This is a genomic window from Alteromonas gracilis, from assembly GCF_036870955.2.
Classification (GTDB): domain Bacteria; phylum Pseudomonadota; class Gammaproteobacteria; order Enterobacterales; family Alteromonadaceae; genus Alteromonas; species Alteromonas gracilis_A.
Window position 1 is genome coordinate 4,418,337 of the sequence record NZ_CP145482.2, and the last position, 18,208, is coordinate 4,436,544.

An 18,208-nucleotide genomic window follows, 5' to 3' on the forward strand; every position below is an offset into this window, starting at 1 on the left:
AAAGGTTAGAGGTGATTCAGATGCTCAGTAAGCGCTTTAACCGCACTGTCTAATAGCGTCTGCCTAGCGCGCTTACCAACCCATGCATTGTGAGGCGTTATTAAAAGGTTAGGTAATTTGGCATTAAGCAAGACATGGTCTTTTGGCGGCGGCTCGACAGACAACACATCTAAGGCCGCGCCACCAATCTGCTTATTTTCTAAAGCGCGAAGTAGCGCAGGCTCATCAACCAAGCCTCCACGTGCCGTATTGATAAGAAAACTACTGGGTTTCATTTGTGCCAGTAAATCGGCATTAATCATTTTTTCGTTTTCTTGGGTTAGTGGACAGTGCAAGCTAAGCACGTCAGCACTTGGCAACAGCGTGGCTAACGTGGGGCGAGGGTCGTCCTGTTTACCTGGTCGTGCGGCAATACTCACTCTCATACCAAACGCTTTAAACAAGCTCTCCACTCGTTTGCCCAATTCACCATGTCCAACTATCACTGCATGCTTACCGGCAAGTTCAAAAACGGGGTGCTCAGACAAACAAAAATGCGACGATGCAGACCACGCGCCTTGGTTAATATCGTTTTGATATTGCATAAAGCTCGTCGCGAGGTTTAACAAAAGTGTTAGCGTATGTTGTGCCACACTGTCAGTGCCATATCCCTCAACATTTCTCACTTCAATGCCATGTGTTTTGCAATAGTCGAGATCAATATTGTTCATGCCAGTCGCAGTAACACCAATGTACTTTAACAGTGGCGCTTGTTGCAGCGCGCTCTCATTAAGCACAACTTTGTTAACCAATATGGCATTGGCATCTTTGATACGGCTTGCTGTATCGCAAGCTTGGGTTTGCCCATAAACCGTCGTATTAGCGTCAAGCGAATAAAAAAGCTCAGTATCAAGTGTCTCTAGGCCCAGCGTCTCTGCATCGAGAAACACTACGTTAGGTAAGCTCATAGCCCTTCGCTTATCGACTCAAGTGCCGCCTTTACTCTTACTGGTATCGGGATGGCCTTATCTGTTTTTTTGTCAACGAATACGTGAACAAATTGCCCATGCGCCACGCGCCGCTGGCTTTCTCCAGCATAGACAGAAAGCCCGTAAGTAACAGAGCTTCGGCCTATTTTGATAACCCGAAGGCCTACGTATATGGCTTCGGGATAGGCGGCTGGCGCAATGTACTGACATTGACTACTCACCACATAGGCAACTGACTTGCCGTTATGAATATCTAAGCCACCTTCCTCAATTAGGAAGCGATTGACTGCGGTATCAAAAAAGCCGTAATACACCACATTATTGATGTGCCCGTATGCATCATTATCTTGCCAACGTGTGGCAATGGTCACGGAATAGGGGTAGTCAGCAAGCGTTGGCGTAATGTCAGTCATAAGGCTCCTCGTTGCGCATGTACTAATTAAGGCTTAATACAACACCATATCATCACGGTGAACGGCCACATCGGCTGTTTCATAACCTAACACATTGGCTATGTCTTTCGACTTTTTCCCTTTTATAAGCATTAAGTCCTTTGCGTTATACAAGCTTAATCCTTTGGCTACTAACTGGCCTTCGCACACTATTTCGACCGCGTCGCCTTGTTCAAAAGCGCCATCAACATGAGAAATACCCGAGGGAAGCAAGGATGCGCCTTTTTCTATAAGGGCGGCCTTTGCACCGGAATCGATCTCTATTTTACCTGCCGTTTTTAAGGTATGGGTTAGCCATAAACGTCTTGCATTTGCTGGCGTGCTGCTGGCGTGAAAAAGCGTACCAGGCACTAGGCCTTCCATTAGCGCGTCAAACGTTTCTCCTTTTCGCCCATTAACAATAAGGGTTTGAATACCGCTACTGGTGCACTTATCTGCAGCTTCTATTTTTGTTCTCATGCCTCCCGTGCCCACTGACGTACCCGCGCCACTAAGCAAGGCTATAAATGTGTGTATCTATTTTATCAACCTGAGGTATCAGCGTTGCTGTTAGGTCTTTACGTGGGTCTGCCGTGTACAGTCCATCAATATCAGAACAAATAATCAACGTATCCGCTTGGGCCACTAGCGCCGTGTAAGCACCTAAATTGTCGTTATCGCCAACCTTAAGCTCATTTACGGCAACGGTGTCGTTTTCATTAACAATAGGCAAAGCATTGTGGTTGAGTATTTCCCGCAACGTATTTTTGATATTTACATAGCGCGTGCGGTCGCGAAGGTCGTCCGCAGTAAGCAGTACTTGAGCGCAAGGGAAGTCGAAAAATCGCTGCCAATTCGCCATCATGAGGTTTTGACCAATGGCAGCCATGGCTTGTTTCTCGGCGATAGACGCATTGTGACGCACTTTAACTTTACTGCGACCTGCCGCAACGCTGCCTGATGAAACGAGAATAACTTCTTTGCCAGCCTCGCGACTTGCAGTGATAAAACGCGCTAGCGCCAACAAATAACGACCACTGCATTCATTGCCCTCGGGCGCAATAAGAGCACTACCAACTTTAATGACAGCTCGCTGCCAAGTAAAACGATTCATAAGGAGAAATAAAAAGGAAACAAGAGGTCAAGAATACGACAGTTAACGCGTTAAGCAAAACGTTCTGTTACAGATTTTTTGCGTTAAAACATGGTTAGTTTACGGTCAAAAACTGGATTCATTTACCGAGGTCGATATACTAACTGTGTTATCTTATAACAACTCTAACTTACAAGTTGCAAGGAAACTGCATGAGCACCGCAAAACGACATTTAATCTGGCTTGCGCCAGTGTTGTCTATGCTGATTTCTCTTCCAAGTGCTAACGCCGCCATTAAACAAACTAAAGGCGACTTTGAAGATAAATTCCGTCAGCTAGACGAAGTACTTCCTACTCCTAACGTATACCGTAACGCCGCAGGTGAGCCAGGCCATCAATACTGGCAGCAGCAAGTAGATTACGATATCGATGTAAAGCTACTTGAAGACAAGCGTCGTATTGAAGCAAAAGAAACGATTACGTATCACAATAATTCACCGGATACGCTGAAGTACTTGTGGATTCAACTTGATCAGAACAAGTTCCGCGATGATTCAATGTCAGCGCTTACCACCACGTTTGGCGGCATTGGCAACCGTGGTCCAGGTACCCAAGCAGCAAGTGGCAACAAACCAGCTAAATTGAGCATGGGTGCACTTCGCCGTCAGCAGTTTGTTGATGACAATGAGCTTGGCTACACCATTTCTCGCGTTGAAGATAAGTCGGGTAATGACTTACGTCACACTATTGTTGGCACCTTGATGCGTGTTGACCTTGCTAAGCCGCTAGCGCCTGGTAAGAAAGTAACGTTTGATATCGATTTTGCGTTTAACATTGTTGAAGAAGACGCAGTATCTGCACGCGCAGGTTACGAGCACTTCCCAGATGATGGGCGCGAAGGCGGCAACGACATCTTCTTGCTTGCACAGTGGTTCCCTCGTCTTGCGGCGTACACAGATTACGAAGCATGGACAAACAAAGAGTTCATCGGCCGTGGTGAGTTCACGCTAGAATTCGGTAACTATGAAGTTGATATTACTGTACCTGCCGACCACATTGTTTCGTCAACAGGTGTACTTCAAAACCCGAAAGATGTGCTCACGAAAACGCAGCGTGACCGCCTTAAGAAGGCAGAAAAAGCAGATCGTATCGTATTCATCGTAACGCCAGAAGAAGCTATTGAAAACGAAAAAGAAGGCACATCTAAACTTAAGACGTGGACGTTCAAAGCTGACAACGTACGTGATTTTGCTTGGGCATCTTCGCGTAAGTTTGCTTGGGACGCGCGCGGTTATCAGCAAGGTGGCGACACACAGCCTCTTGTTATGGCTATGTCGTTCTACCCGAAAGAAGGCGGTGAGCTTTGGGAGAAGTATTCAACTGAATCTATCATCCACACAATGGATGTATACAGCCGCTTCAGTTTTGATTACCCGTACCCGGTAGCGCAGTCAGTAAATGGTCCAGTAGGTGGTATGGAATACCCAATGATCACCTTCAATGGTCCACGCACTGAGCTTCGCGATGACGGTTCCCGCACATACTCGCTGGCTGAGAAGCGCTTTCTAATTGGCGTTGTTATTCACGAAGTCGGTCACATTTATTTCCCAATGACGGTTAACTCTGATGAGCGTCAGTGGACATGGATGGATGAAGGCCTTAACAGCTTCCTAGATGGCGTAGCAGGTCGCGAGTGGGACCCAACAATTCCTTGGGGTGTTGAGCCACGTGACATTACTGGCTACATGAAGTCTCAAACGCAGGTGCCTATTATGACGCAATCTGACTCAGTATTGCGTTTAGGTCCTAACGCTTATACTAAGCCAGCCGTTGCACTGAATATTCTACGTGAAACCATTCTTGGTCGTGAGTTGTTTGACTTCGCGTTTAAAGAGTACGCACAGCGCTGGATGTTTAAACGTCCAACTCCTTCAGATTTCTTCCGTACTATGGAAGAAGCATCAGGTGTTGATCTTGATTGGTTCTGGCGTGGCTGGTTCTACACCACTGATCACGTAGACATTAGCCTAGACAGTGTTTATAAGCTGCGTCTAGACACTGAAGATCCAGATATCGACTTCGCTCGTGAGCGTGAAGCTGAAATGGAGAAACCGAAGTCACTTACTGATATTCGCAACAAAGAAGAAGGTAAAGAGCTATGGGTTGATCGCTTTGAAGATATTCGCGACTTCTACGACGAAAACGACCGCTACACCGTAACCAACAAAGAGCGCAACAAGTACAAGAAATTCCTTAAAGGCCTTAAGCCTTGGGAACGTAAAGCATTTGAGCGCGCTGTTGAAGAAGACAAAAACTACTACGTGCTAGATTTTAGCAACAAAGGTGGTTTGGTTATGCCTATCATTCTTGAGCTGACGTTTGAAGATGGCAGCACAGAAGAGATGCGCATTCCTGCAGAAATTTGGCGTCGTACACCGAAAGCGGTAAGCAAGCTTATCGTTACGGATAAAGACAAAGAGCTAGTAAGCGTAACCGTTGACCCACACTGGGAAACGGCAGACGTTGATGTAGAAAATAACCACTACCCACGTCGCATTATTCCATCGCGTATTGAAGCGTATAAGAGCAAGCCGCGTAACACCTACGAGTATCGCGATCTTATGCACGATTCAAAAACCGAGCTAGATAAAGACGAAGACAAAGAAGAGGACAAAGATGACGAGTAAGTTGTCTTTGGCTTTTAAGCAGGGCACTTCAGCCCTGCTTGCCAGTCTTATTGTCTTAACGGTAATTTGTGCCAGCTTGTTTAGTGCACAGCTACAAGCACATCAAATTAAAGCCGCCATTACCACAGTGTTGTTTAATCAACGCACTGAAAATATTGAAGTAATGCACCGCTTTAATCTTCATGATGCCGAGCACGCGGTAAAAGCCTTGTTTGACAAACACGCAGACATTATGGATGACGAGAATACTCAACAAGCGTTTGCCGATTATGTGGCTAAGCACTTTGCTATTTTAGATAGCGAGGGTGAGCCGCTAGTGCTTGCAAAGGTAGGCTATGAAGTTGAAGGTAAACACTTTTGGGTATACCAAGAAACCGCTGAGCCACCAGCATTAGCAGGTTTGCAGATTCGCCACGATGCACTTCGTGATTTATGGCCAAAACAAGTTAATACGCTAAACGTAGAAGGTAAAGGTGACATAAAAACCCTTACTTTTGCCGATACAGTGAATTTGCTTGAAGTAAGCTTTAAAGGGCATGAACACTAACGCTTGTTGTTCTCTACCGCTTTTCTTATATCAAAACCCGCTCTTTGTAGCGGGTTTTTCTTTTCTGACCAATGTGAGACTGAAGTCTTATAGTGTTTTTTGTTCAACTTCACTAACGTTTATGTGGGCAAGTAAACACACAAAGGGCTTACCATGAGCAATAGTGTCGCATCTCCATTAAATACCCAGGCAAAACGCGTTCAAACCAGAAGCGAAAGAAAGCGTAAGTCGGCAAGTGTGAAACAAAACGAAACGTCTCAGGCAGCGTCAGGTACAACCGTCTCTGCGAAAGCCGGTGACAACGCCTTTGCAAACAAGAAGAACATTATGTGGGTGCTATTAAGCGGTGCCATGGCACTCACGTTTATCATCATGTTGTTTTTGCCCAATACAGGTATGGGCAATGGACTTATCGCAACGTATTCAGCCATGCTGTGGTGCGGTTTTTTTGGGGCATCGCTATGGCGATATAGAAACGCTAGTGGTTGGGCTGGTTTTGCATATGGCAGTGTAATTGGCTTCATTGTTCAGTTTGCATCACAGCTTTTATAGCGTGTGAAAGACTGCTTATGCAGTACAGTATGCAATAGAAACGAACGTCATAAGGTAGAGTAATCACAACAGGCCCTTTGCGCGTACAAAAGGGCACCGTAGATGTGTGAGTATACCTATGACAGACAAACCAACCCCTCGACCGACAAAGGCTATTCCTTCTTCAAGGCTATCGCGCGTAACGCGCCTAGGCTCGCTTGCTGGTCGTATTGCAACCAATGTGGTATCGCAAGGTGCCGGGCAACTGCTGAAAGGGGAAAAGCCTGTACTTTCATCACTTCTACTAACGCCCAAAAACATCAGTAACATCGCGGATCAACTTGCCACAATGCGCGGCGCTGCAATGAAGCTAGGTCAGCTTATATCAATGGACACAGGAGATTTTCTCCCTCCTGAACTCGCCACTATTTTGGGGCGATTGAGAGAAGACGCAGACCCCATGCCTAAGCCGCAGCTTATCGAAACATTAGCAACGTCATGGGGAAAAGATTGGCAGGAAACCTTACTGTATTTTTCCTTTGCGCCCATTGCCGCGGCCTCGATTGGTCAAGTACATAAAGCGATTACTTTAGACGGAAAAATGCTTGCCGTTAAAGTGCAGTATCCAGGTGTAAAAAAGAGTATCAACAGTGATGTGGACAATGTCGCTACATTAATAAAACTCACAGGTCTTGTACCCAAATCACTTAATGTCGCCCCGCTATTAAAAGAAGCCAAGGAACAGCTACACCAAGAGGCTGACTACTTAAGAGAAGCGGACATGCTGACCCGATATCGCGCCCATCTAGACAGTCACGATTGCTTCATAATACCAGCCTGCCATGAGCCGCTAACCACATCAACGGTGCTTGCTATGGACTTTATCGAAGCATCAAGCCTCGACACACTCCTCACCGAACCGCAAGATGTTCGAGATAGACTCATGACGGCCCTAATGACCTTATTCTTCAATGAGGTATTTGAGTATAGGCTACTGCAAAGTGACCCCAACTTAGGAAACTACAAATACAAAGCCGACACGCAACAAATCGTGCTTCTAGATTTTGGTGCAACCCGAGAGGTTCCTGAAAAGATAGCAATGCATTATCAATCGCTGCTAAATAGTGCAGCGAACAACAGTCTGCTAGATATGGAAAAAGCAGCAATGGATATTGGGTTGATTGACGCCAGCCACAGTAAATCACAAATAGACGCGGTTCTCAGCATAGGTATGGAGGCCTGCGAGGCAATAAGGAGTGAGTCGCCCTACGATTTTGGCCAAAGCGACCTTGTTGCCAGGCTACATGAAAAAGGCATGGCACTCACGATGGAGCACGATTTTTGGCACACACCGCCTGCCGATGCTTTATTTATTCACCGTAAGCTGGGCGGCTTGTTTCTTTTAGCCAAGCGGCTTTCAGCGCGTGTTGATATGCAACAAGCCGCGGCGCCTTGGTTAGCCTAGTGTATGCTATTTCTGCCTTTTAGTAAGGTAAATCCATACTAAAAGGCAATGCCATTTGTTCAGCGCTTTTTGGTGGATTGCCGATCATTTCATCGTATGGCGTGTCGTGCTTCATGACCGCTTTTTCTACACTGCAGTGTGCAAATGCCTCGCGTATATGGCCTGAACTAAAAAAGCGCATTGGTTTGTTTTTCTTGTCATACACCATGCCGCTCTTGTCACCGATAGACAGGTAAACAAGATAAACATTCATTTCGTATGACTGCACCTCTAAATAATCAATAGCGGTGGGGGTATCTTCGATATCTTTGAAATAAAACTTGTGCATACATACCTCATTCTAAATCTTTGCTAGAGGTAGAACTTGCGGCGTGGTTGACACTCCAGTTCAGAGGCCAGATTTACGCCGCTCGTTTCGCTCTAACAAGGACAGTATGTACGTTATGCGAGGTTATCGGGTTCAGTTGGAAGCACGGCTTCTTCAAGAGGAGGGCGCTGGTGGGTATAACGCACAGCTATGCCCAATACAAACAAACTGATCACCGAACAAACAGCATACACCAGTGCGGCCGTTCCCATGCCTGCAGCAACCCACAAAAGGGGAAAGACAAGCAGTCGCGGTCCTTCCATAGCCAAAGACATTTTTGATTGTGAAAGAATAAAACCATTCTGGATGCTCATAACAATAACGGTCACAACGGCAATAAGTTGATGACTGGTGGGCAGAGCGCCAATATTAAGCAACAAGTACAGCGTCACCCCAAGCATAATGATGTGTTGCAGTAGACTGTAGCGAGTTACGGCTTTGTGTATTTTTGGATGATATTTTTTAAATTCACTCAACGGCTTTTTGTCCTGTGGAAAACGCGCAGATACATCATCTGGTCGCCACCCCGTGCGCCCAAACCATACGCGAAATTTATCTTTCCATGAGCGAGTGTGGTAGCTATCTCTAGTCAACTGACTATAAATCTGCAAATTCGCCCAAATGGGGTTAAAACTCTTTAGTGCACCGCGAATTCCATAAACTGGCGACTCATCTTTTAGCTCTGGTATAAACGTGCCAAACAAACGGTCCCAAAGGATAAAGACACCGCCATAGTTTTTGTCGATGTACACGCGGTTTTGTGCATGGTGTACGCGATGATTAGAGGGAGTAACAAAAACATACTCCATCCAACCCAACGTTTTTATGTGTTGGGTGTGCACCCAAAACTGATAAACAAGGTTTAATGCACCCACAGTAATAATCATTGCAGGCTCAAACCCAAGCAGCGCGAGAGGAAGGTAAAATATCCAGCTGAATAAGGCACCGCTGGTTTGTCTTAATGCTGTGGTTAAGTTGTAATCTTCACTCGAATGATGGACGACGTGCGCAGCCCACAAGATACTCATCTCGTGACCCATTCGATGATTCCAATAATAGAAAAAATCATAGGCGACAAACGCTACTATCCATACCCACCATGTGTCAGGTAAAGAGAATAACGCTACGGCGTCATACACCAGTATGTAAACAGTAAAAGGGATAAGTTGATGGCCAATTGCAACCACCCGCGATAATACCCCAGCAGTCAAGCTGGTAATGGCATCGTTCGTACGATAATGGCCTGTTTTGCGCTTGTAATCGACAATAAGCTCTATACCAATTAACAGAAAAAACAGGGGGATAGCAAACAGTATCACGGTCATGGCACATACATTAGATCATACGCGCCCAAATGTTAAACAAATGTTTGATAAATTATTGAAGATTTTACATTTATGCGCGTTGAGATTGTTTTACAGACCGTCCGATTTTCAACTACATTTAGTTCAAAGACAGGGTAATACTGAGATAAAGCAATCGAAAAGTAACTTTGAAACGTTATAAACGTGTTCAAATAAAGGAATTTTCCTATTTCGGGAACAAATCTCTTGCTTGAACTTCTAATATTAGGTGTTATCTCTGGTAGTATTACACGAGGATAGTTTTCGTAACGGAGTCAATATGAGCGAGTCGTCAGAAAAGAAATCGTTAGCGCCACATTTTGTCATTGTCGGTATTGTTCTTATCGTCATTCTGGCCGTGGTATTTTGGCCTAGCGACGACAAGCCTGAAGTGGTAGAAGCACCTGAACCTGAAGTTGTGGAGCCTCAAGCACCGCCAGCTATCGAGCCGGAAGTATTTGAAACACAGCCTGTAGCTCCAACTGTTGAGTTGGAAGAAAAAGAGGTTGTGGAACCGTTACCTGAGGTGGTTGAAGAAAAGCCCGAGCCGCTTGACGTTAGCGACCCAGCGATCAAGTCATCGCTTTTAGAAAATTCAACGGCCGACGAGTCTTCAGTTAATCGCATGCTGGTTAATGAAGGGCTACTGCAGCGCTTTGTGGTTTCTGTAACCAACTTAGCTAATGATGAAATGGCGCCTAATCATCAACTGCTTACGCCACCTGAGCAAAATTTCCGCGTGTATTCACAAGCTGGAAAACAATGGATTGATGCGGCAAGTTACAAGCGCTACACGCCTTACGTCAATATGCTTGAGTCATTCGATAATGAAGGATTACTTAACGTATACGCCATGTACAAGGACGATATTCAGGCGAAGTATGCAGAGATTGGTGATCCAGATAAAGACTTTAATACTGTACTGTTAGACGCAATAGACCAATTGCTAGATACGCCTGAAGTACCTGTCCCTGTAGAGGTATATACCGACTCTGTTGCCTACAAATACGCAGATGAGCGGTTGGAAAATCTTAACGAGCCTCAAAAGCAATTATTGCGCACAGGCCCTGACAACATGCGTCGCATTAAAGCCAAACTGCGTGAACTTAAAGTGCTGGTAGAAGAGCGTGGATCTAACTAGATTCCAGCAGCAGTTGAAGGGCACGTCATCGAAGACGCGCCCTTTGCCTCCAGTAGAAAAATGGAATCCAGATTTCTGCGGCGACATCAATCTCACTATAGCACTGGACGGCAGGTGGTTTTATGAAGGCAGTCCTATTGGCAGAGCAAGTCTGGTGCAGCTTTTTGCTTCGGTGCTCAAACGAGAGGGCGACAATTACTTTTTAGTCACACCTGTAGAAAAAGTGGGGATAACCGTTGAAGATACGCCTTTTCTGATAACACAATGGCAAAAGCGCATTGACGATAGCACCAACCAAACTCACTTCACTTTTACTACACAGACTGGCGATGTCATTGTATTAAAAGACCCGTCTCAATTAGAGTTGCGTTTACCGCCTGCGACGATGAAAGACGCCGATGCCACACCAATCCCCTACATATGTGTACGCCGAAACCTATGGGCAAGGCTGCATCAAAATGTCTATTACCAGCTGTTAGACTTGGCACGTGAAACTACAACAGCAAACACCACGCAATTTACCCTGCACTCGGGTGACACAGAGTTTGTTATTGGTGAAGTAAACACATAGCGTTGCGTAAGCGCTTTAGTTATAGTTTAAAAAACAACCAAAAAGAACCGTCATGAAAAATACCTTGCTAACACTTGGGCTCGCAGCCAGCTTTTCTTTGTTGTGTACTTCAGCCTTAGCCGACACCCTTATTTACGCAGGCCAAGCATTTACCAAGCACCTCTACGACACTACAAAAAAACGTTACCCTTGTTGTAGAAGGCAACAAGATTAAAGCATTAAAAAAGGGGTTTGTTGAGGCTGGTCCTAATGACATTGTCATAGACTTAAAAGACCACACCATCATGCCAGGGCTGATGGACATGCATGTGCATCTTTCATCGCAGCACGGCGGGCCTCAAACGTATTTGGAAAAGTTCTCGCTTAACGAAGCAGACTTAGCACTTCGCGCGGCAGACTATGCACACACCACGCTGCAGTCTGGCTTCACTACGGTAAGAAACCTAGGCGACAGTTATAATGAAACTATCGCCCTTCGCAACGCCATTAGTAAAGGTATCGCTACCTAGCCCTCGTATTTACACAGTAGGCAAAGCGATTGCCACCACCGGAGGCCATGCGGACCCCAGCAATGGATTTTCCCATGCACTACGCCCTGACGTCAGCCCTAAACACGGTGTGGTAAACGGTGAAATTGAAGCCCGCGAAGCAGTAAGAACCCGATATCAAGACGGCGCAGACTTAATAAAAATTACCGCTACAGGTGGTGTACTCAGCGTTGCCAAAAGCGGACAGAACCCGCAATTTATGACGGATGAATTAGAGGCTATCGTTGAAACTGCAAAAGACTATGGCATGACGGTCGCAGTACATGCGCACGGCAAAGAAGGTATGAAGCGCGCCATTGAGGCGGGTGTCGATTCTATTGAACACGGCACATACATGGATGACGAAATTCGAGAATTAATGAAATCGAAAGGCACCTTTTATGTACCTACCATTTTGGCAGGTAGATTTGTTGCTGATAAAGCCAAAATTGATGGCTATTTCCCAGAATTAGTTAGGCCTAAAGCAGCTGCCATCGGCCCGTTAATTCAAAAAACCTTTGAACGCGCTCACAAAGCAGGCGTAAAAATTGCTTTTGGTACTGATAGCGGCGTTTCTGCCCATGGTGATAATGCCAAAGAGTTTGCGCTCATGGTAGAAGCAGGCATGGCGCCTGCAGACACACTTCTCAGCGCTACCGTAAATAGTGCGCAACTGCTAGGTGTAAGCGACATTCTTGGCACATTAGCGCCAGGGAAATATGCCGATATCGTGGCTGTTGCAGGAAACCCGCTAGAAGATATTTCACTCATGGAAAGCGTCACGTTTGTTATGAAGGATGGCGTTATCTACAAGCAGTAATAAATGAAAGGGTTACATGGCACTCGGTAAGAAGGTAAAAAAGAAAACTAAACAAATTGTTGATTCTAAGCACATGCTTACCGGGTTAACGCTTGCTTCATTTCTTGAATCAACCATTGTGCCGATCCCCCTTGAAGCGGTTATGATACCGCTGATGCAGGCGCGACGAGACTCGCTGTGGCTTATCGCGCTAATGGCGACCGTAGGGTGTGTTGTTGGTGCGCTGTTTGGCTACGCCTTGGGTTACTATCTGTTTGACCTTATTGGGCAATGGGCTATCAACACATTTTTCAGCCAATCACAATTCGACAACGTAAAAGAGCAAATGCAAAACCAAGGATTCTGGTTTGTAATGACGCTTGGTATTGCACCTATCCCATTTCAGGTTGCCATGCTTGCTGCTGGGGCTACGCAATTTTCCCTTGGGCTATTTCTTCTCGCCACGGTAATAGCAAGGTCATTACGTTATTTCGGCCTTGCCGTTGTTGTATATTATACCGGAGAAAGAGCAGAGCAGCTGATAAGGCGCTATCGTATGAAAGCTGTCATCGCTATTACTGTGCTGGTGTTGTTACTGTGGTGGTTATCCAACCTTTTCCGCTAGCCCTGTTTCTGGATTATGGTGTTAAACACTTTTATCGATTTACTACGATAATTTTTTGAACTTTACATTTGATAATGATTCTCATTTGCACTAATGTTGTTTAAAACGGAGGTGAAAATATGAATACTCAGCGACTATGCCCAGTTTATCGCAAATGGCTTCAGCTCAATCCATCTAGCGCCCGCGAACATCGTTTATTATCGCAACATCAAGCTCAAAAGGCACACAAGCAAGGAGATGTGCACGTAGCTCGCACACTGAGCTATCAAGCATTTGAAACGGCAAAAGTTGTGCTTACTTCACTTCAGCCCACGACCCAACAGCACAGCGAGACTGTAAAACACGACATCGCAGCGTTTGGTAGTTTGGGCCTGTATTTGTATTCTTTGCTTCGAAGTGACAGTAAAAAGCGCGAGGCGCACACAATACTGCAAGAATGCCAACAACAGCTTATTGCGGTAATGCCACTTCATGCTTAAGCAGCCCCAACGTGTGCCGATTGATTAGCACAATTCAGTACGCCATTGAAAGAATGAGTGTTCCTTTCCAATCGCAACACATGGTGAACATTGCATCGCACTAGCAATGCGAAAAAAAGGAGAATGTTATGCCGTCAAAACAACACCAACACGATGACAACTTTATTTCGTTAAACGTCAGAGCATCAGTACTGCGCAAAATGCTAAGCGGTGAAAACCTGCATATGAGTGATATTCACTGCACGTGTGCACAAAGCAAACAAGCGTTACAAAAGCTACTTTTACAAGCTGTTGTGGGAGAAAAGTAGAGGCGCTACTCGCGCCCCTTCTTGATCACATATTGATAGGGCATCTCATCGGTTTGCGACGCCACTAATGTATGGTCCATAAAGCGACAGAAACTGGGAATGTCTCTTGCCGTTGATGGGTCATCCGCGGTCACCGACAGCGTTTCACCATCGGCCAGTTTTCGAATGTTTAAACGCACCATCATGACAGGCTCTGGGCAGCGAAGTCCCAACGCATCTAAATGCGTGCTAGCACCGTTAAACGCACTTTCGAAATCAGATGCCATAGCTTTCACGATAGGTGTTTATTGCACTAATCTGCTCATCATGGCCACCTTTTTCAGTCAAATAGGCTACCACGTCTGCCAGCGATACTATTGAAATTACGCGCGTTCCGAAGTCTCTTTCCACTTCTTGAATCGCCGACAGCTCACCGTTACCACGCTCTTGTCTATCAAGGGCAATTAACACACCTGATAAGCTGGCTTGTTGCTGCTCAATAAGCGTCATCGATTCACGAATGGCCGTACCTGCGGTAATCACATCGTCAACAAGCATTACGCGCCCTTCAAGCGGACTGCCCACTAAATTGCCGCCTTCACCATGGGTTTTGGCTTCTTTACGATTAAAACAATAAGGCACGTCAAGGTTGTGTGAATCGGCAAGGGCAACAGCCGTTGTGGTGGCAATTGGAATACCTTTATAGGCTGGACCAAATAGCACATCAAACTCTACGCCTGCATCCATCAACGCGTCGGCATAAAAGCGTCCTAGCTTGGCTAAATCGCCGCCGCAGTTAAATAAACCCGCGTTAAAAAAGTACGGGCTTACGCGACCAGATTTAAGCGTGAATTCTCCAAACTTAAGTACGCCTCGGGCAATAGCAAATTCAATAAAATCTCGCTGAAACGCTTTCATGATGACCTCTTATGCTAATGCTGCTTTTTGAATATCAAACAACTCACGCAGACCGTGCTTACCAATTTTAAGCAGCTCGTCTAGCTCTTCGAATGAGAACGGTTCACCTTCTGCTGTGCCTTGCACTTCAATAAGCTTACCCGTTTCAGTCATTACAATATTCATGTCAGTTTCAGCAGCAGAGTCTTCGGTATACTCTAAATCCGCAATCGGTGTACCTTCATAAATACCTACCGACAGTGCCGCAATCATGTGCTTAAGCGGGTTAGTTTTGATAATGCCTTTGCTACGCATAAAGGTAAGAGCATCAACCAATGCCACACATGCACCTGTGATTGACGCTGTACGCGTGCCGCCGTCAGCTTGGATAACATCACAGTCTAAAGTGATAGTGTTTTCGCCTAAAAGCTGTAAATCGACAGCAGCACGAAGTGAACGTGCAATAAGACGTTGAATTTCAAGCGTACGGCCACCTTGCTTGCCGCGCGCCGCCTCACGACCGCTTCGCGTATGCGTAGCGCGAGGAAGCATGCTGTATTCAGCAGTAATCCAACCTTTACCTTGGCCTTTCATAAAGCGTGGCACACCTTCTTCTACCGTCGCGTTACACAAAACCTTCGTGTTACCGAACTCCACCAGCACAGAGCCTTCAGCGTGGCAAGTGTATTGACGAGTAATTGTAACTGGGCGAATTTGACTGGCGGTTCTGCCGCTTGGACGCATAGTGTTCTCCACAACGTAAATGCTAAAAATGAGGCCGTGCCACGTAGTTAAAAACAAGCTTTGTAAAAAGCAAAATGGTACGCAACACAATATTGGTGCTAAGTATAACGCAATACCCTTAAGCGTTAAAAACGAACTTTGTATAGAAATGGGGTTTTGTGCGCTAATATAAAGGGAACAAGAAAGCCTGCCTTTAAGAACAGTGTATACAATGCGTAATATTCGCGTTGTTTTTGCAGGGTTTCATTTAAACCTTAAGGAATTTTATGATTTACAGCATGACAGCGTTTGCGCGCGTTGAAACTAAAAAAGACTGGGGCTCTGCGGTTTGGGAAATTCGCTCAGTTAATCAGCGTTTCTTGGAAACCTATTTTCGACTTCCTGAACAGTTTCGTTCTCTTGAGCCAGTACTGCGCGAACGCTTTCGCAAGAAACTGGCCCGCGGAAAAGTAGAATGTGCCTTACGTTTTACGGCCAACGATGCAGCTGTAACCAAGCTTAGCCTTAACGAAGAATTAGCCAAGCAAGTGCTTAATGCCGCTGACTGGGTGCAGTCTCACGGACAGTCTACAGGCGTGAATCCACTAGATGTATTGCGCTGGCCTGGCGTCATCGCTGCCGAAGAAGCCGATATGGATACCATTCACGGCGATGTGATGAACGCATTCGACCAAGCACTCACCGATTTTATTAGTGCACGTGCGACTGAAGGCGAAGCACTTAAGGGCATGATCACCCAACGCTTAGACGCCATTGAGGTAGAAGTAGAAAAAGTGGCCGCCAGAATGCCAGAAATCATGGTGTGGCAACGCGAAAAAGTACAAACACGCTTTGAAGAGGCCAAAGTAGAACTGGACGCTGGTCGTTTTGAGCAAGAAATGATTATGCTGGCCCAAAAAGTGGACGTTGCAGAAGAGCTAGACCGCCTTAACGCTCACGTTGCGGAAACCCGCAATATCTTGAAGAAAGGTGGGGCGGTAGGTCGTCGTCTAGATTTCATGATGCAAGAGTTTAACCGCGAGTCGAACACATTAGGCTCTAAGTCAATCAGCACCGATATCACGCAATCAGCGGTTGAACTCAAGGTACTTATTGAGCAAATGCGCGAGCAGATCCAAAACATAGAATAACAAGTTTTCTAGTATATTTTGGGCTTAAATTGGCGATTTAACATGCTTTTTTAAGGATTAGTCACCATTTATTTATCCTAGCTAATAAAAAAATAAGCTAATTTAAGCCCCAAGTGGTGACCAAAGTGGTGACTTTTGGTCCAACTTCCCCCTCATTTTGTTCGCAATTTTTGTTCCGAATAATGAGGGAAAGTTGATGGATATCTCGCAAACTGCAAAACATATTGAAGCGCTGGTTCAATCCGGCCAACCCACTTTCGAAAGCGTCTACCCTAGTCTCTATCTTGATGTGAAATCCAAAGGTACGGCCAGTTGGATCATCCGTTACCAATTATTTGGTAAACGACGTCAGTATAAAATTGGTGGTTATGGCAAGGGGCATGAAGAGCTGCTTGATCTTGAAGACGCCATTAAGCTCACGATTGATTGCCGACAAAAGCTAAATGACGGCATCGATCCGAAACTAGATATTGAACGTCAAAAGCAACCAAAGCTCGTGACCTTTGATGATTGTGCTAACAAATACTTAGAAAAGAAACGCACTAAAATAAAGACTGCGCACGTATACGAACGGGTGTACAACAATGAGATAAAGCCACACCTAGGTAACATTCGCATCGACCGCATTCATAGTTATGACATCGACAACGTTATCCAGCGTGTGTTGGACTCCGGCCGTCCAGCTATTGCCAATCAGGTGCTATTGTTTATCAAACGCGTTTACCGTTTAGCGACAAAATATGGCGCAGTCACGGTCAATATTGCCCAAGAATTCTCGCAAGTTGATGATGCAGGAGGCACAGACACTAAGAGGCAGCGCTTCCTAGAAGAGCAAGAAATTGAGTCAGCATTTGCCGTATTTCGCGAGCATCCTATCAAGATCCCGCGCAGTACCTATATTGCATTGGCGCTATTACTGCTATTAGGCAATCGAAAAATGGAACTGCTCTCAGCTAAGTGGGAACAAGTCGATCTTAAGCGGCAGACCTTTAAGTTGTTCGCAAACACCACTAAAACCGATGCGGCGTTAGTGATCCCCATCCCAGATAAAGTATTACCGTTGTTTCAAGATCTCCACCTTCTTAGTGGCGACCATGAGTATCTTTTCCCCAAACGCCGGGCCAGCAAGCATCCTCACATCTCACCGGATACTATAAATGATGCTGTCGCCTGCTTGTTTGGCATTAGCTATGGTAACCGTAAGCGGGGACCAAATTATATGAAGGAAGAAGGTGTCCATCACTTCACATTACATGATTTAAGACGTACGTTTCGTACCTTACTTTCCAAGTTGGGTGTACGCCGTGATGTGGCGGAGAAGTGTATGAACCACAGTCTAAAGGGCGTTGAAAAAACGTACGACTGCTATGGCTTTTTTCCGGAGCGTGTAGACGCATTAAACCGACTGGCTGACTTGGTGATGCCCCTTATTCAATATAAGCCAATGACGATCAGTAACCTGTAGCTTAGCAGCGAATTAGTATCAAAACACAACCAAATATCATCTTGAATATTGCTGTGCTAATTTTAATTTGAGCGAGATAGCCATAGCTGAAAAGTATATGAACTAACCCCC

18 protein-coding genes and 2 pseudogenes are annotated in these 18,208 nt (G+C 45.6%); 12 read left to right on the forward strand and 8 right to left on the reverse strand.

Features of this window, described 5'->3' with window-relative positions:
• Positions 1-5: 5 nt before the first annotated feature.
• The 3 genes and pseudogenes from V6N89_RS21265 to proB all read right to left on the reverse strand — a co-directional run bounded on the left by V6N89_RS21265 (position 6) and on the right by proB (position 2,513).
• Positions 6-947: a D-2-hydroxyacid dehydrogenase gene (locus V6N89_RS21265; protein ID WP_346993228.1), complete on the reverse strand. Its 942-nt coding sequence runs from the start codon at positions 945-947 to the stop codon at positions 6-8.
• Complete coding sequence (locus V6N89_RS21270) at positions 944-1,381, reverse strand: acyl-CoA thioesterase (protein ID WP_338519460.1); 438 nt, start codon at positions 1,379-1,381, stop codon at positions 944-946. Before V6N89_RS21270 ends, V6N89_RS21265 begins: the two co-directional genes overlap by 4 nt.
• Positions 1,382-1,414: 33 nt before the next feature.
• Positions 1,415-2,513, reverse strand: a pseudogene (proB, locus tag V6N89_RS21275) (glutamate 5-kinase).
• 191 nt (positions 2,514-2,704) lie between these two features.
• On the opposite strand from proB, the gene V6N89_RS21280 reads away from it, so the two are divergent.
• The 4 genes from V6N89_RS21280 to V6N89_RS21295 all read left to right on the forward strand — a co-directional run bounded on the left by V6N89_RS21280 (position 2,705) and on the right by V6N89_RS21295 (position 7,722).
• A complete protein-coding gene (locus V6N89_RS21280; protein WP_338519461.1) occupies positions 2,705-5,179 on the forward strand; it encodes a M1 family aminopeptidase in 2,475 nt (824 codons plus the stop codon).
• Positions 5,169-5,726, forward strand: coding sequence for a DUF6702 family protein (locus V6N89_RS21285; RefSeq protein ID WP_338519463.1), 558 nt, complete (start codon positions 5,169-5,171; stop codon positions 5,724-5,726). The genes V6N89_RS21280 and V6N89_RS21285 overlap by 11 nt, the downstream gene beginning before the upstream one ends.
• Positions 5,727-5,879: 153 nt before the next feature.
• The gene (locus V6N89_RS21290) at positions 5,880-6,278 is read left to right on the forward strand and encodes a hypothetical protein (protein ID WP_346993229.1); all 399 of its coding nucleotides are present in this window, start codon (positions 5,880-5,882) and stop codon (positions 6,276-6,278) included.
• 118 nt (positions 6,279-6,396) lie between these two features.
• Positions 6,397-7,722 carry an ABC1 kinase family protein gene (locus V6N89_RS21295; protein WP_338519469.1) on the forward strand — a complete coding sequence of 442 codons (1,326 nt, stop codon included), beginning with the start codon at positions 6,397-6,399 and terminating at the stop codon, positions 7,720-7,722.
• Between the two features lie 19 nt (positions 7,723-7,741).
• Here V6N89_RS21295 and V6N89_RS21300 read toward each other — a convergent pair whose 3' ends face one another.
• Positions 7,742-8,050 carry a DUF6482 family protein gene (locus V6N89_RS21300; protein WP_338519471.1) on the reverse strand — a complete coding sequence of 103 codons (309 nt, stop codon included), beginning with the start codon at positions 8,048-8,050 and terminating at the stop codon, positions 7,742-7,744.
• A 113-nt stretch (positions 8,051-8,163) separates the two neighbouring features.
• Positions 8,164-9,414, reverse strand: coding sequence for a sterol desaturase family protein (locus V6N89_RS21305; RefSeq protein WP_338519473.1), 1,251 nt, complete (start codon positions 9,412-9,414; stop codon positions 8,164-8,166).
• Positions 9,415-9,712: 298 nt separating this feature from the next.
• Here V6N89_RS21305 and V6N89_RS21310 point away from each other — a divergent pair, with 298 nt between their 5' ends.
• The 6 genes and pseudogenes from V6N89_RS21310 (at position 9,713) to V6N89_RS21335 (ending at position 13,882) form a co-directional block, all read left to right on the forward strand.
• Positions 9,713-10,573, forward strand: a complete 861-nt coding sequence (locus tag V6N89_RS21310) for a DUF3014 domain-containing protein (protein WP_338519475.1) — start codon at positions 9,713-9,715, stop codon at positions 10,571-10,573.
• Positions 10,560-11,144 (forward strand): DUF1285 domain-containing protein, encoded by a 585-nt coding sequence (locus V6N89_RS21315; RefSeq protein ID WP_338519477.1) that lies wholly within the window; start codon positions 10,560-10,562, stop codon positions 11,142-11,144. Before V6N89_RS21310 ends, V6N89_RS21315 begins: the two co-directional genes overlap by 14 nt.
• 52 nt (positions 11,145-11,196) lie before the next feature.
• Positions 11,197-12,491, forward strand: a pseudogene (locus V6N89_RS21320) (amidohydrolase family protein).
• A gap of 16 nt (positions 12,492-12,507) precedes the next feature.
• A complete protein-coding gene (locus V6N89_RS21325; RefSeq protein ID WP_338519479.1) occupies positions 12,508-13,095 on the forward strand; it encodes a YqaA family protein in 588 nt (195 codons plus the stop codon).
• Between the two features lie 119 nt (positions 13,096-13,214).
• Positions 13,215-13,574 (forward strand): hypothetical protein, encoded by a 360-nt coding sequence (locus V6N89_RS21330; RefSeq protein WP_338519480.1) that lies wholly within the window; start codon positions 13,215-13,217, stop codon positions 13,572-13,574.
• 128 nt (positions 13,575-13,702) lie between these two features.
• Positions 13,703-13,882 carry a hypothetical protein gene (locus V6N89_RS21335; RefSeq protein WP_338519482.1) on the forward strand — a complete coding sequence of 60 codons (180 nt, stop codon included), beginning with the start codon at positions 13,703-13,705 and terminating at the stop codon, positions 13,880-13,882.
• A 5-nt stretch (positions 13,883-13,887) separates the two neighbouring features.
• Here the strand turns inward: V6N89_RS21335 and tusA are convergent, their stop codons facing one another.
• Genes tusA through rph form a run of 3 tightly spaced genes read right to left on the reverse strand, consistent with a single transcriptional unit; the run spans position 13,888 to position 15,502 of the window.
• Positions 13,888-14,148: a sulfurtransferase TusA gene (tusA, locus tag V6N89_RS21340; RefSeq protein WP_338519484.1), complete on the reverse strand. Its 261-nt coding sequence runs from the start codon at positions 14,146-14,148 to the stop codon at positions 13,888-13,890.
• Positions 14,138-14,779 (reverse strand): orotate phosphoribosyltransferase, encoded by a 642-nt coding sequence (gene pyrE / locus V6N89_RS21345; RefSeq protein WP_338519486.1) that lies wholly within the window; start codon positions 14,777-14,779, stop codon positions 14,138-14,140. Before pyrE ends, tusA begins: the two co-directional genes overlap by 11 nt.
• A gap of 9 nt (positions 14,780-14,788) precedes the next feature.
• Positions 14,789-15,502, reverse strand: coding sequence for a ribonuclease PH (rph, locus tag V6N89_RS21350; protein ID WP_338519488.1), 714 nt, complete (start codon positions 15,500-15,502; stop codon positions 14,789-14,791).
• A 266-nt stretch (positions 15,503-15,768) separates the two neighbouring features.
• Here rph and V6N89_RS21355 point away from each other — a divergent pair, with 266 nt between their 5' ends.
• Positions 15,769-16,632 (forward strand): YicC/YloC family endoribonuclease, encoded by an 864-nt coding sequence (locus V6N89_RS21355; protein WP_338519490.1) that lies wholly within the window; start codon positions 15,769-15,771, stop codon positions 16,630-16,632.
• A 196-nt stretch (positions 16,633-16,828) separates the two neighbouring features.
• Complete coding sequence (locus V6N89_RS21360; protein ID WP_338519492.1) at positions 16,829-18,097, forward strand: tyrosine-type recombinase/integrase; 1,269 nt, start codon at positions 16,829-16,831, stop codon at positions 18,095-18,097.
• Positions 18,098-18,208: the final 111 nt, after the last annotated feature.

Bases quoted from the DNA above. Each gene is read 5' to 3' on its own strand.
- V6N89_RS21300 (WP_338519471.1), bottom strand. From the start codon at position 8,050: ATGCACAAGTTTTATTTCAAAGATATCGAAGATACCCCCACCGCTATT.
- rph (WP_338519488.1), bottom strand. From the start codon at position 15,502: ATGCGTCCAAGCGGCAGAACCGCCAGTCAAATTCGCCCAGTTACAATT.
- V6N89_RS21335 (WP_338519482.1), top strand. From the start codon at position 13,703: ATGCCGTCAAAACAACACCAACACGATGACAACTTTATTTCGTTAAAC.
- V6N89_RS21295 (WP_338519469.1), top strand. From the start codon at position 6,397: ATGACAGACAAACCAACCCCTCGACCGACAAAGGCTATTCCTTCTTCA.
- V6N89_RS21330 (WP_338519480.1), top strand. From the start codon at position 13,215: ATGAATACTCAGCGACTATGCCCAGTTTATCGCAAATGGCTTCAGCTC.
- V6N89_RS21285 (WP_338519463.1), top strand. From the start codon at position 5,169: ATGACGAGTAAGTTGTCTTTGGCTTTTAAGCAGGGCACTTCAGCCCTG.
- V6N89_RS21280 (WP_338519461.1), top strand. From the start codon at position 2,705: ATGAGCACCGCAAAACGACATTTAATCTGGCTTGCGCCAGTGTTGTCT.
- V6N89_RS21325 (WP_338519479.1), top strand. From the start codon at position 12,508: ATGGCACTCGGTAAGAAGGTAAAAAAGAAAACTAAACAAATTGTTGAT.
- V6N89_RS21355 (WP_338519490.1), top strand. From the start codon at position 15,769: ATGATTTACAGCATGACAGCGTTTGCGCGCGTTGAAACTAAAAAAGAC.
- pyrE (WP_338519486.1), bottom strand. From the start codon at position 14,779: ATGAAAGCGTTTCAGCGAGATTTTATTGAATTTGCTATTGCCCGAGGC.
- V6N89_RS21360 (WP_338519492.1), top strand. From the start codon at position 16,829: ATGGATATCTCGCAAACTGCAAAACATATTGAAGCGCTGGTTCAATCC.
- tusA (WP_338519484.1), bottom strand. From the start codon at position 14,148: ATGGCATCTGATTTCGAAAGTGCGTTTAACGGTGCTAGCACGCATTTA.
- V6N89_RS21290 (WP_346993229.1), top strand. From the start codon at position 5,880: ATGAGCAATAGTGTCGCATCTCCATTAAATACCCAGGCAAAACGCGTT.
- V6N89_RS21270 (WP_338519460.1), bottom strand. From the start codon at position 1,381: ATGACTGACATTACGCCAACGCTTGCTGACTACCCCTATTCCGTGACC.
- V6N89_RS21265 (WP_346993228.1), bottom strand. From the start codon at position 947: ATGAGCTTACCTAACGTAGTGTTTCTCGATGCAGAGACGCTGGGCCTA.
- V6N89_RS21310 (WP_338519475.1), top strand. From the start codon at position 9,713: ATGAGCGAGTCGTCAGAAAAGAAATCGTTAGCGCCACATTTTGTCATT.
- V6N89_RS21305 (WP_338519473.1), bottom strand. From the start codon at position 9,414: ATGACCGTGATACTGTTTGCTATCCCCCTGTTTTTTCTGTTAATTGGT.